Genomic DNA, 13,556 nt, shown 5'->3' on the forward strand with positions numbered 1-13,556 from the left:
CTTGATGCCCTACACTTCCCTTTCAGGCATCACTTAGACCAAGCCCAAAGATGAGCGTCAAGAATATTATACGATATAAAGTCTGAGTATTTTTGTTCTATGTGCTTTGAAAGTCCGGAAAAACCGGCGAAGAAGCGTGATTTCCTGCCATGTGGCACGTTGAAGAACAGGCCTGTTTTCACGGTGATAGGCGGGTTGGCGCGGCCATTGTCTGACAAAGTGGCATTGACCGTTCTTCCAAAACATGTAGCTATGGTATACGGTATTATATCAGTCGAGTAAGACAATTGGAGTGGGCAGATGATTGCACCAACACGTAGACAATTGCTGGCTGGCGCGGCGACGGTGGCCGTTCTGGCTGCTGCAGGCCCGGTTTTTGCAGCAGACATTTCCACCGCTCTTCCTGCCAATGCAAAACCGCTCCCGCTCGACAAAGTGCGCTTGCGGCCCGGCCCCTTTGCCCATGCGGTTGAGACCAATCGCAAATATCTCCTGTCGCTGTCAGCGGATCGCCTGCTTCATAATTACCGCACCAATGCAGGGCTGGAGCCCAAGGGCAAAGTCTATGGTGGCTGGGAAAGCGATACGATCGCGGGCCATACATTGGGCCATTACATGTCCGCTTTGGCGCTTACCCATGCGCAGACCGGTTGCAGTGAATGCCGCGATCGCCTCGTCTATATTGTCGACGAATTAGAGACCGTTCAGAACGCCGAAGGCGATGGTTATGTCGCTGGCTTCACCCGCAAGCGCAAAGATGGCGAAGTGGTGGACGGGAAGGAAATTTTCCCTGAAATCATGGCCGGAGATATCCGCTCCGGCGGGTTCGATCTCAATGGCTGCTGGGTGCCCTATTACAATTGGCACAAGCTTTTCAACGGCTTGTTCGATGCACAGACCCATTGCGGAATTGATAAGGGGCTTCCGATTGCCGTTGGCCTTGCAGGCTATATCGATACAGTCTTCGCCGCATTGGATGACGATCAGGTCGAAACGATGCTAGCCTGCGAATATGGCGGCTTGAATGAAAGTATTGCCGAACTCTATGCCCGCACGGGCAATGATCGCTGGCTGAAGCTCGCCAACCGCATCTATGATCACCGGGTCCTCGATCCGCTGCGGGCAGGGGAGGACAAGCTTCCCAATTTCCACGCGAATACGCAGATCCCCAAGCTGATCGGCCTGGCGCGGATCTATGAAGTGTCCGGCAGCCCGCAAGATCAGTTCGCCGCGCGCTATTTCTTTGACCGCGTAACCCATCACCATTCCTATGTGATTGGCGGCAATGCGGACCGGGAGTACTTCTTCGAACCCGATCAGATTTCGCGCCACATCACGGAACAGACCTGCGAACATTGCAACAGCTACAATATGCTGAAGCTGACGCGGCATCTCTATAGCTGGCAGCCGCAAGCGGCCCTGTTTGACTATTATGAGCGGACCCATCTCAACCATATTCTGTCACAGCAGCACCCTGAAACGGGCGGCTTTACCTATATGACCCCGCTGATGAGCGGCACGGTGCGCGACTATTCGCAGCCGGGTGAAGATGCTTTCTGGTGCTGTGTCGGTTCGGGCATGGAAAGCCACGCCAAACATGGGGAATCGATCTTCTGGCAGGGCGAGAAAGATGGCCGCGATATGCTGCTGGTGAATCTCTACATCCCGGCCGAAGCCCATTGGGCGGCGCGGGGCGCGGATATGGTGCTCGACACGCGCTATCCTTACGAAAGCGAAAGCACGCTGACGCTCTATGGCCTGAAAAAGCCGGGCCGTTTCCCGATTGCGATGCGTGTTCCGGGCTTTGCCAATGGCAAGGCGGCAGTAACGGTGAATGGGGAGACTTTCGATGCCCCGGTGCGTGATGGTTATGCGATGATCGATCGCGATTGGGCACAGGGTGACACAGTCACGATGGCCATTCCGCTGGACCTACGCATTGAATCAACCCCCGATGATCCTGACACTATCGCCATCCTGCGCGGGCCATTGGTGCTGGCAGCGGATCTGGGTTCTTCCAAGGATACATTCGAAGGGGCCGATCCGGCGCTGGTGGGCTCTGACCTCCTCGGTGCCTTTACTGCCGCATCGCCGGAATGGGCGGTTTATGATACGCAAGGTATCGGCCGGCCCGGAAACTTGCGCTTCGTCCCGTTCTACAGCCAGTATGACCGACGCAGTGCGGTCTATTTCAAGCGCTTTAGTGAAAGCGGGTGGAAGACGCAGGAAGCGGCCTATCTCGCTGAACAGGCGCGGCTGCGCGATATTGCGGCCCGTTCGGTTGATGTCATGCACCTTGGTGAAATGCAGGCCGAGCGCGACCATAATCTGGAATCCGACATCTCCTATCCTGTCACCTATCGCGGGCGAAATGGCCGTGATGCGCGTAGCGGCGGCTATTTCGAATTTGATATGAAATCGCGTGAAGGGTCGCTGATCCTCCAGGCGACCTATTGGGGCGATGAGCGCAAGCGCACCTTTGACATTATGGTCGATGGCGTAAAGCTCGCCACGCAGACTTTGGAACAGGATCATCCGGGTGAATTCTTCACCGTGGAATATCCGGTTCCGGCCGCGCTCACTCTGGGCAAGAGCAAGCTGCGTATCCGCTTCCAACCGCATGATCGCAACACCGCAGGGCCGGTCTTTGGTGCGGTTCTGTTCACCGCCAAGGAGGGTGCGCCGGTATGAGTGCGGGGGAAACCGTTCATCTGACTCTCGACGAAGTGCGTGCGCTGGCCAAAGCGGGCCTCGCCAAAACCGGCCTCTCACCCGATCATGTGGATGCGGTGGCAGAAACCATGGTGTCGGGCGAACGTGATGGCTGTGCCTCTCACGGGATTTATCGCCTGCTGGTTGCCGCCAGCAGCGTGAAAAGCGGCGTGGTGGTGCCCGATGCCGTGCCGGAACTGAGCGAACCGTCCCCCGCTCTGGTGCGGGTGGATGGGAAGGGCGGCTTTGCCCAGCTTCCTTTCCGGCTTGGTGCGCCGCTGCTGGCGGAAAAAGCGCGCAAATTTGGCATTGCGGCAATGGGCCTCAACAATGTGGTCCATTTCGCTGCCCTGTGGCCGGAAGTGGAAGAATTGACCCGGCAGGGACTGGTGGCGCTGGCCGTCACGCCGAGCCATGCCTGGGTCGCGCCGGCCGGGGGGACCAAGCCTGTGTTTGGCACCAACCCCATCGCTTTTGGCTGGCCGCGCTCATCGGGTGAACCCTTCATCTTTGATTTTGCCACCAGTGCGGTTGCCCGCGGTGAAATCGAACTGCATCGCCGGGCAGGCAAGCCGGTGCCCGATGATTGGGGCTATAATGCTGATGGCCATGCCACCACCGTGGCTGAAGAGGTGCTGTCGGGTGCCATGCGGACCTTTGGCGGGCATAAGGGTTCGGCCCTTGCGGCCATGGTGGAGCTGCTCGGCGGGCCGCTGATTGGTGATATGACCAGTCTGCAATCGATCGAAGCTGACGGGGGCCGGGGCGGTTCACCTATTGGCGGCGAATTCATCATTGCGATCGATCCTGCCGGTTTTGTCGGTGATCTGCTGGCCGAATATATGAAACATGCCGAGGTGATGTTTGAAACCATTACCGGGCAGGGCGCCCGCCTGCCATCACAGCGCCGCTACGAAGCGCGCAAGAAGAGCCTTGTCCAAGGTGTCGAAATTCCTGCCGCGCTGATGCGCGACATTGAAAAATTGCTGGAGGAATCATGAAACGCGCGCTTCTTATCACCAGCCTGATGGCTGCCACTGCTTTGTCTGCGGCCCCTGTATCGGCGCAGGGTGAAACCACCGAGGCGTGCCAGCCCGAAACCAAACCGCGCAGTGCGGCGGATAAGAAATTCGAGGAAATCTCCACCGCTGAATATGATTGGCGCGTGGGCGAAATGGCTCCGAATGAAGATAGCCCGGCAAGCGCGGAAGCGACACTTCCCGATGTTGGCCCCAAAAGGCAGGCAGAAAAGCTCGCCCGCTGGACGGATACGCTCAAAGCGCTGGACGCTTTGGATGTCGCAGCCCTGTCGCCTGCCAATAAGGTCAATTACGAGGTCTATCGCCAGCAGATTGAAAGCCTGCTGGCTGAACAGAAATACCACGAATATGAAAAGCCGATGACCGCAGACACCAGCTTCTGGGGTGATGTGGCAGGCTGGACGCGCGGCACCTTCAGCACGGCGGCGGATTACGAAAATTACATCGCCATGATGCAGCAGATCCCGCGCTATTATGATCAGCAGATCGTGAATATGCGCGCTGGTTTGAAGCGCGGTTTCACAGCCCCTAAGATCACGCTTCAGGGCCGCGATTCTGAAATTGCTGCGGTGGTGGATGCCAAGAGCATTGCAGCATCGCCATTTTACGCGCCGTTTGAAACCATGCCGGATATCATCCCGGCTGCCAAACAGGCGGAGCTGCGCCAACAAGCGCAAGAGGCGATCCGCAAGGATGTTGTCCCGGCGCATCAGAAATTGCTGACCTTCATGCGCACCGAATATCTCCCCGGTGCACGGACCAGCCTCGCGGCTTATGATCTGCCCGATGGCAAGGCCTATTACCGCTCCAAGATCCGTGAATTTGTCACACTGGACAAGAGTCCGGAAGAAATTCACCAGATTGGTTTGGATGAAGTCGCCAAGATCAAGGCGCGCATGTTCGATGTGATGAAACAGGTGAATTTCCAGGGCACTTTGCCGGAATTTCTCACCTTCCTGCGCACTGATCCGCAATTCTATGTGAAAAAACCACAGGATCTGCTCGATCGTGCCGCCTGGATCGCCAAGATGTTTGATGCGGTTTCAGGCGATTACTTTGGCCGATTGCCGCGCCGCCGTTTCGCGATCAAGCCAGTGCCGGCAGCGATTGCGCCCTATTATACTGGCGGACGGGGCGGTCCGGGGATTTACCTCGTCAACACTTATGATCTGCCCTCGCGCCCGCTTTATTCTCTGCCTGCCCTGACTCTGCATGAAAGCGCGCCGGGCCATGCGATGCAAATGCCCCTGGCGGCGGAAAACAAGGATCTGCCCGCTTTCCGGCGTGATACCTATATTTCCGCCTATGGCGAAGGCTGGGCGCTGTATAGCGAAGCGCTGGGCGAAGAAATGGGCATCTATCAGACACCTTATGAAGTGTTCGGGATGCTGAGCTACCAGATGTGGCGTGCGGCCCGGCTTGTGGTGGATACCGGCATTCACACGCAAGGCTGGACGCGCGAACAGGCGCAGCAATATCTGCTCAACAATACGGCCCTGTCCAAGCATGAAGTGACCACCGAAGTGGATCGCTACATCGCATGGCCGGGTCAGGCACTGTCCTATTATATGGGCGAACTGACGATCCTGCAGGACCGTGCCAAAGCGGAAAAAGCACTGGGTGAAAAGTTCAACATCCGCGCCTTCCATGATGCGGTGCTGGAACTGGGCTCTGTGCCGCTTCCAGTGGTGACGCAGCGGGTCGATCAATTCATCAAGGATGGCGGGGTTGGCCCCTATCCTGACGAAGAAAAATGAAGCCAGTTACGCTGCCTGGAGCGTCTTGTGCCCGCTCCGCCTGTGTTGAACCATGCAACTAGGGCAAGGACATTCAGCCCCGATGCTGCCGCCGCTCACCCGGCGCAAGCTCCTGTCAGCCAGTGCGATGGCGGCCGTGGCTGCTGGCAGCGGCGCAGCATGGGCGGCACCCAAAGCCATCCCGCCGCGCCATATTACCGGCGCGCTGGATCAGTCAGGCAGCCCGTTTCTCGTCGGAACCGATCGGGGCGCGATTACCAGCCTGCGCTATCGCGGGGACAGTTTTGACACAGACTATATCGCCTCTGGTGCAGGGCTGGGCGATGTGGAACTGGTGTGGCGATTGGCAGAGGGTGAATGGGCCATCTGCAAGACCGCCCTGGCAAAACCAGCAGCCCGTGAAGTCTCCCCCGCCAGGGATATCCGGCGCTATATACTGCCCGCCGGGGAAGAGGCGGCGCTGGAGGTGGAACTTTCACTGAAGGTGGAAGGGGACAGGCTCCTGTGGACCATCCAGCTCACCAATTTGGCGCAGCAGCCTGTCACCATTGGTGATCTGGCTTTGCCCTTGCCGATGCATACCGATTTTCGTGCCGGGCAGCCTGCTCATGCGGCCGTCATGAAACATAGTTTCGTTTCCGGCCACGGCTCTCATTTCTTCTGGATGCGTTCCAACTCGGTTGGCCCCTATCTGGTGATGCTGCCGGATCGAAACACGTCGCTGGAATTTTGGGATCATTATGATGGGAGCGGGGAAGAGCGCCCCTATCGAGCCTATATCCATTCTACTCTGGCCGGAGCTGATGCGGCCCGGCATGGCTGCAATTGGCGCTTGCCGCATAGCAGCCTGACGCTCGCGCCCGGAGCCACCCACAGTTACGGCTTCCACTTCAGCTGGTGCGATGATTATCAGGCGGTGCGCGACACTTTTGTCGCCCAGGGTCTGGTGGATGTGGAAGTCGTCCCCGGCATGACTTTGCCGAGCGATATGGCGGCGCTGGTGGCCCTGCGCAGCACCGATCAAGTTCGCGCCATTGAAGCAGAATATCCCGGCGAAACGCGGATTGAACCTGTCTCCTATGAAGGGGACACGCAGATATTCCGGGTTCAGTTCAGCCGTCTGGGTGAAAACCGCCTTGCCTTGCGGCAGGATAATGGCCGCACGACATGGCTTGAATTCTTCGCCACCGAGCCGGTGGAAACGCTGATCGCCAAACGCGGCGCTTTTATCGCGCAGCATCAGCATCGTGATCCTGCCAAATGGTATCGCGGGTTGCTGGCCGAATATAATATGGACAATGGCGCGCTGCTGGGGCCGGATAATTATGACCGGATTTCTGGCTGGCGGATCTATGAAGTGACATGCGATGATCCCGGTCTTAGCAAACCGGCGTTTCTTGCGTCCAAAAATGCCGAATATCCGGTGGCGGCAGAAGTCGCTGCACTCGATGATTATATTGAACATTTCGTCTGGGGTGGGCTCCAGCGCACAACGGCGGAAAGTTACCCTTATGCGCTGTATGGCATTCCGGACTGGAAGCAGAACCGGGAAAGTTCAGATCGAGGGCCAAAGGGCCAGATGCATATCTGGCGGCCTTATGATTATCCGCATATCTTCCTGATGTATTTCGGCATGTACCGCATTGCGTGCGATCATGCGCAGGTGCCGACCAGATTGGCGGCGGCGGATTATCTGGAACGGGCCGGGCAGACTGCGGTCGCCATGTTCGAGGTGCCACAAGAAATCATCGGGTGGAGCGCTTATGGCACCGGCTTTTATAATGAGTTGGTGATCCCGGACATTATTGCGGCGCTGGAAGCAGAAGGCAAAAGCGCACTGGCCCAAAGGTTGCGCGGGCATTGGGAAAAGAAGGTCCGCTTCTTTATCAATGATAATCCTGACCTGTTCGGTTCGGAATATCCTTTCGATTCCACCGGTTTTGAATCCACTCAGGCGCTGGCGCGTTATGGGCTGGACCACGCCGGGGCAACGCTCGGCGTGAGCATCGAAAAGGCGCGAGGGTTTGCCGATCAGCAGATAGCGGCAAATCTCTTTTGCCGGGGGTGGCTGGAACCGGCCTATTATACGCTGGGCAGCGATTATCGGGCGCAAGGGTCGGACACCTATCTGTTGAGCTATATGGCCCAGATGGGTGGCTGGGCAGTGCTCGATCATGCGCTCTACGATGGGCCGGATAATCCCCATGCCCTGTTGCGGCTTGGCGCGGCGTCCAGCCTTTCTTCATGGGCGCTGATGAATAGCGGCACAAAGGAGAGCAATTTCGGCTATTGGTATCCGGGTGAGGCCAATGATGGCGGGGCAGGCGGCGGCTTTGAAGCGGCGCCCTATGGCAAGACCTGGCTCGAACAGCCGCACCATCGCGGAAGCTGGTATTATTCGTGCGAAATTGACCTCGGCTTTTGCGGAGGCTTGCGCGCAGCTTCCTGCATATTGAGCGATGATCCGGTCTTTGGCCGGATAGCCATGGCCGGCGATCTGTCGCGCCAGAATGGGGAAAGCCATGTGATCCCGCGCGATGGGGTGCGGCGGCGCTTCCATGCCCGGCTCGATAGCGGGGCGCTGGATATGCAATTGGAGCGAGACCGTTTTGCCCGCGAGATCCCCATTCGCTTGAGCGATGATCTCTCGCGCGTGACCATTACAGTGGAAAGCAGCAATCCCGATGCGCATGAAGCGATGTTGCGGATCGGCGGCATGGCCGGGACATGGGCGCTTGCGGGAAGCGAAACACCGGCCCGCCTGAAAGGTCAGCAGTCTTTTGTGACCTTGCCGATTCCGGCAGGTGGCCGTGCCGAATTCACCCTGCAGCTTGTATGACAACCGCCCCGGAGTGATCCGGGGCGGGATATTGCGCAGGCTCAGGCGGGGAAGGGCGCGTCGATCGAGACTTGTGGCTCGGTAAACCATTGCGCGCCATTTTCGGTGACGAAGAAGTGATCTTCCAACCGCACACCGAATTGATCGGGCACCACCAGCATGGGTTCGTTGGAAAAGCACATGCCCGGTTTCAGCTCGGTTTTGTCACCCCGCACCAGATAGGCTGGTTCGTGGATCGACAGGCCAATGCCATGGCCGGTACGGTGGGGCAGGCCGGGGAGCTTGTAATCCGGGCCAAAGCCGGCCGCGTCGATCACCCGGCGGGCGGCCGCGTCCACCTCTTCGCACAGGACACCGGGGCGGGCCGCTTCAAAAGCAGCGGCCTGAGCGGCTTTTTCTACCTCCCAGACATCGCGGATTTCCTGCGCCACATCGCCGAAGGCATAGGTTCGGGTGATATCGGAATGATAGCCTTCGATCCGGCAGCCGGTGTCGATCAGCACCAATTGCCCGTCCTGCAATTCCGGATCGCCGGGAAGTCCATGCGGGAAGGCGGTGGCATGGCCAAATTGCGCGATGCAGAAGCTGTAACCCGCTGGCGCGCCCATTTTGCGATGGGCCGCATCGATAAAGCGCTTGATCTCGCTCGCCTTGATCCCGGTATGAAGAATGCGCGCGGTGCGCCGGTGGACTTCCAGCGTCATATTCTTGGCCTGCTGAAGCAGCGCCAGTTCCGCCTTGGATTTGACCTGACGGCAGCCATCAATCGCCGGGGCACCATCGACCAGTTTCAGGCCAGCGGCGCGTAGTTTCTCCCCCCATTGGAACGGGAATACCGGATCAACCGCCAGGGTTTTTCCTACGCCAAGGGTTTTGGCGATGAGGTCTTGCGGGCTTTCATGCTCTTCCCACAGGGCAAAATCTGTTTCCACCAGCAGGTCGGCCTTGAGCGAACCCAGCTCAAAATTGGGGCACACCATGATCGGCGCGCCGTTGACCGGCAGCAGCATGGCCACGAGGCGCTCGGTTGGCATCCATGGCAGGCCAGTGAAATAGCGCAGGGAATCGCCCACATTCACCAGCAGCGCGTCGGCTCCTGCCGCTTCGGTTAGCGCGCGGGCGCGTTCCATTCGCTCAGCATATTCTGCTGTTGTGATAGGCGCGGCACGGTCCTGCCAGGGCGTGATAGCTGCCAGTTCGGTGTCGAAATCTGATCCGCCGATCATGCTCATAATGTTGTTCCTTTCCCGCCGAAGCGGTCGATGTCGAAAGCGGCCAGATGGGCCGCCTTGTGATGTCCTTCAGCCAATTGCACGACCAGTTCTGCCGTGGCGGCTGCCAATGTGAGGCCCAGATGCTGATGCCCGAAAGCATAGAGCAGATTGTGCGCCTTGGTGGAGCGGCCGATTGCCGGGAGATAATCCGGCAGAGTCGGGCGGCATCCGATCCAGCGGCGATAGGGCGGCTTCATCGCGAGGCCAAGCTCTGCAACATGGGCTTCAAGCCTTTCCCACTTGCGCGGGTCTGCTGGCGAATCGGGTGGGGCAAATTCGACAAAGCTCGCCGCCTGCACGCTATCCTTGTAACGCGTGACGATCATGTTGCGATCCTCAAACACGACTGGCGGCATGTCATCGGGCCAATTGTCCGCCGCGCCGCGAATATGATAGCCGCGTTCGGCAATGATGGGGACGCAGTGGCCCAGAGGTTCGAGCAGCGCTTTTGACCCAAGGCCGGAGGTAATCACCACTTCATCCGCTGCTTCACCATTAACCAGCACATTGCCATGGGCCTGCGTGAGCGTGACCGCTTCGCGGCGAATGTTGCCTCCTAATGCGACAAGGCGCTGCTCCAGCGCATCTTTCAAGAGATCGAGGTCGGCAATCTGCGCAGTGCCATGAAAATGACCAGCGCCGGCGATGGATTTGGTGGCAAGGCCCTGCAATTGGGCAAGCTCAGCCGCGCTGGCGGCCTGGATGGTGCAGCTGCCGGTGTCCGCTTTGGACCAGTCAGCCAGGCCATCTTTGGCAGAGGCGGCATTTTCCCATGCGACATAATGCCCATCCTCGCGCAGCAGATCAGGCGCGCCGAGGTCTGCAACCATGCGCCGCCATGCGGGGAGGGCTTCGGCCATGAATGATTTCAACGCCACACTACCCGCCTTGAAACAGGTGGGGCGCGCCGCGAGGGTGAAGCGTAATGCAAAAGGTGCCCAATAGGCAATCTGCGATGGCGGCATCCCCAGCGGGCCACCAAAGAGGAACAGGCGCATGGCGAAGCTGCGCAAGGATTCCGGTGAGGCGAGCGGCGTGACCTGTTCGGTCGCAATATGGCCCGCATTCCCCCAGGAGGCAGGGCCACTGCGGTGCCCAAGCGCACTATCATCAGAGGCTGTCTGATCCCATACTGTTACCCTATGGCCTTCACTGGCCAGAGCCACTGCACTGCACAAGCCAATGACCCCGCCGCCTACGATAAAATAATTAGCCATTTTCACCTCTTGTGTTGCAGTTTGCATTATCGTATACGGTATATGTAATCAAGCTTAGAGGCATATTTATGATCGACTGGAAGGGCGTTTTCCCCGCCGCCACCACCCAAATTCGCGATGACATGTCCATTGACGTGGGTGCCACGCAAAAGATGGTGGACAACCTTATCAAGGACGGCGTGAATGGTATCATTGCTCTTGGTACGGTTGGTGAAAACAATTCACTTTTGTTCGAAGAAAAAGTCGAACTGCTGACCGCGATCGTTGAAGTGGCTGATGGCCGCGTTCCGATCGTGACCGGTGTTTCCGAATATGACGAACGCCGCGCTGTGCGTTATGCGCAAGCTGCTGAAAAAGCGGGCGCGGATGGCCTCATGCTGCTGCCGCCGATGGTCTATGTGCCCAAGGCGCAGGAACTGGCGAACCACTTCATTGGCGTGGCCAATTCCACTGGCCTGCCGATCATGCTTTACAACAACCCGCCAGCTTACCGCACGGTGATTGATGCGGAAGTTCTTGATCTGCTGATGGATGTGAAGAACATCGTGGCAGTGAAGGAATCCGCGCCGGACACGCGCCGTTTCACCGATTTCCTCAACCAGTTCGGTGATCGCTTCTCCCTGTTTGCTGGTCTCGACGATGTGGCTCTGGAAGGCATGTATCTCGGTGCGCAAGGGTGGGTTTCCGGCCTGACCAACGCATTCCCCGAAGAATCGGTGGAATTGATTGCGGCTTTTGAACGTGGCGACCATGCCCGTGCGCTGGAAATCTATCGCTGGTTCATGCCGCTGCTCCATCTTGATGCTGAACATGATCTGGTCCAGTCGATCAAGCTGGCTGAGCAGGTCATGGGCCGTGGTTCGGAAAATGTTCTGGCTCCACGCTACAAGCTGGAAGGCGCACGCCGCGCTGAAGTGATCGCCATGGTTGAAAAAGCTGCTGAAACCCGCCCGGTCGGCGCGGCCAAACTCGCAGCCTGAGGATAAACGTCGATGCGTCACACTTTCTTTTGCATCGACGGCCATACCGCGGGGAACCCGGTGCGTCTGGTCGCGGGCGGAGCGCCTCTGTTAAAGGGGGCCAATATGTCAGAACGGCGTCAGGATTTCCTGGCGCGGTTTGACTGGATCCGTACCGGCCTGTGCTTCGAACCCCGCGGCCATGATATGATGTCAGGCGGATTTCTCTATCCGCCTTGCAAGGAAGGCAGTGATGTCGGGATTCTCTTTATCGAGACATCCGGCTGCCTGCCGATGTGCGGCCATGGCACCATTGGGATCATCACCTTTGCGCTCGAACATGGACTGATAAGCCCCGCCCAGACGGGTCGCATTCGTGCTGAAGTGCCTGCGGGTGAGATCGACATTTCTTACGAGATGGAGAACGGCCGCGTCACTTCAGTGCGAATTACCAATGTCGCGTCTTATGTGGCGGCCAAGGGCATCAAGATTGACGTGGAGGGCATCGGGCCACTCAGCATCGATGTGGCCTATGGCGGCAATTATTACGCCATTGTTGAACCGCAGGGCCGTTACACCGGGCTCGATGATCTGACGGCGTCCGAAATTCTGACGCTTTCTCCGAAGATTCGTAGCGCCGTGCGCGAGCAATTCACGCCCGTTCACCCGCTCGACCCGACGATCACGGGGCTGAGCCATGTTTTATGGGCCGATGTTCCCAAGGGCGACGGGGCATCTGCGCGCAATGCGGTGTTCTATGGCGACAAGGCGATTGATCGCAGCCCATGCGGCACCGGCACCTCAGCCCGGATGGCGCATCTGGCCGATAAAGGGCTTTTAGACACAGGCGAAAGCTTCGTTCATGAAAGTTATATCCAGAGCCGTTTCATTGGCCGGATAGAAGAAAAAACCATGTTGGGTGACATTCCGGCGATTATTCCGTCGGTTGAAGGCACCGCATATAATACCGGTTTAAACACAGTGTGGATTGATAGTAGCGATCCTTTCTGGAAGGGGTTTCAGGTTACATGACCCTGCACCAGTCCAGAGCGGTTCGCGCGCGGAGGGGTGCGGGCCAAACTGGAGCCGCCCCGATGAGTATCATCGTCCGCACTTTATCTGAACAGGTCCTGGAAGTTGTCCGGGATCGTATCATCACCGGGCAATTCCCGACTGGCAAAGTCATCCGGCAGGATGCGCTGGCCAATGAACTGGGTGTCAGCAAAATTCCTTTGCGCGAAGCGCTTGCCCGGCTTGAGCAGGAAGGCCTGCTCTCCAGTCAGGCCAATCGCGGCTATTTCGTGCAGCCCATGTCGATTGTTGCGGCTGAAGAGATCTTCCAGCTGCGTTTGCGGCTTGAGCCCGAAGCCGCAGGGCACGCCGCCAAAGCGGCAGGCGATGCCGAACGCGCTGCTGCCAAAGCCGCATTTGATGCGCTGGATGAAGCCATGGCAGACAAGACCGGAAGCAAGGTTGCCGTGTGCAACCGTGCTTTCCATACCGCGCTGGTTTCAGCGGCGGACAGAGATATTACCAAGCAATTGATCGAACGTCTGGCCATTCAGGCGGAACGCTATGTCGTTGCCCATCTCGCGCCTTCTGGCCGTGGGAGCCGCGCCGACACGGAACATCGGGAATTGCTGGACGCCTGGCTGGCAGGAGATGCGGATACAACCGCTTCCATGCTGGCCAATCACATTCAAGGAACGCTCGAAGATCTTCGAGCGGAATTAGGGAATACTGCCTCCACCTAAATTG

General features: G+C 58.2%; 9 protein-coding genes. 7 read left to right on the plus strand and 2 right to left on the minus strand.

Translation table 11 applies throughout. The annotated features are described in order from the left end of the window. The first annotated feature begins 300 nt into the window (after nt 1-300). From GRI39_RS13535 to GRI39_RS13550, 4 genes are all read left to right on the plus strand, one after another. Nucleotides 301-2,691, plus strand: coding sequence for a glycoside hydrolase family 127 protein (locus GRI39_RS13535; RefSeq protein ID WP_160740270.1), 2,391 nt, complete (start codon nt 301-303; stop codon nt 2,689-2,691). Then, complete coding sequence (locus GRI39_RS13540; RefSeq protein ID WP_160740271.1) at nt 2,688-3,713, plus strand: Ldh family oxidoreductase; 1,026 nt, start codon at nt 2,688-2,690, stop codon at nt 3,711-3,713. Before GRI39_RS13535 ends, GRI39_RS13540 begins: the two co-directional genes overlap by 4 nt. Then, nucleotides 3,710-5,509: a DUF885 domain-containing protein gene (locus GRI39_RS13545; protein WP_160740272.1), complete on the plus strand. Its 1,800-nt coding sequence runs from the start codon at nt 3,710-3,712 to the stop codon at nt 5,507-5,509. The genes GRI39_RS13540 and GRI39_RS13545 overlap by 4 nt, the downstream gene beginning before the upstream one ends. An 82-nt stretch (nt 5,510-5,591) precedes the next feature. Next, the gene (locus tag GRI39_RS13550; protein ID WP_160740273.1) at nt 5,592-8,348 is read left to right on the plus strand and encodes a DUF5695 domain-containing protein; all 2,757 of its coding nucleotides are present in this window, start codon (nt 5,592-5,594) and stop codon (nt 8,346-8,348) included. A 41-nt stretch (nt 8,349-8,389) separates the two neighbouring features. On the opposite strand, the gene GRI39_RS13555 is transcribed toward GRI39_RS13550, so the two are convergent. Further along, on the minus strand, nt 8,390-9,574 hold the full coding sequence (locus GRI39_RS13555; RefSeq protein ID WP_211371632.1) for a M24 family metallopeptidase: 1,185 nt from the start codon (nt 9,572-9,574) through the stop codon (nt 8,390-8,392). A 2-nt stretch (nt 9,575-9,576) separates the two neighbouring features. Then, complete coding sequence (locus GRI39_RS13560; RefSeq protein WP_160740275.1) at nt 9,577-10,839, minus strand: NAD(P)/FAD-dependent oxidoreductase; 1,263 nt, start codon at nt 10,837-10,839, stop codon at nt 9,577-9,579. A 68-nt stretch (nt 10,840-10,907) separates the two neighbouring features. Here GRI39_RS13560 and GRI39_RS13565 point away from each other — a divergent pair, with 68 nt between their 5' ends. From GRI39_RS13565 to GRI39_RS13575, 3 genes are all read left to right on the plus strand, one after another. Then, nucleotides 10,908-11,819 (plus strand): dihydrodipicolinate synthase family protein, encoded by a 912-nt coding sequence (locus GRI39_RS13565; RefSeq protein ID WP_160740276.1) that lies wholly within the window; start codon nt 10,908-10,910, stop codon nt 11,817-11,819. A gap of 12 nt (nt 11,820-11,831) precedes the next feature. Then, the gene (locus GRI39_RS13570; protein WP_160740277.1) at nt 11,832-12,830 is read left to right on the plus strand and encodes a 4-hydroxyproline epimerase; all 999 of its coding nucleotides are present in this window, start codon (nt 11,832-11,834) and stop codon (nt 12,828-12,830) included. 62 nt (nt 12,831-12,892) lie between these two features. Next, nucleotides 12,893-13,552 (plus strand): GntR family transcriptional regulator, encoded by a 660-nt coding sequence (locus GRI39_RS13575; protein WP_160740278.1) that lies wholly within the window; start codon nt 12,893-12,895, stop codon nt 13,550-13,552. Nucleotides 13,553-13,556 lie beyond the last annotated feature (4 nt).

The organism is Altericroceibacterium indicum (assembly GCF_009828105.1).
Taxonomy (GTDB): Bacteria; Pseudomonadota; Alphaproteobacteria; order Sphingomonadales; family Sphingomonadaceae; genus Altericroceibacterium; species Altericroceibacterium indicum.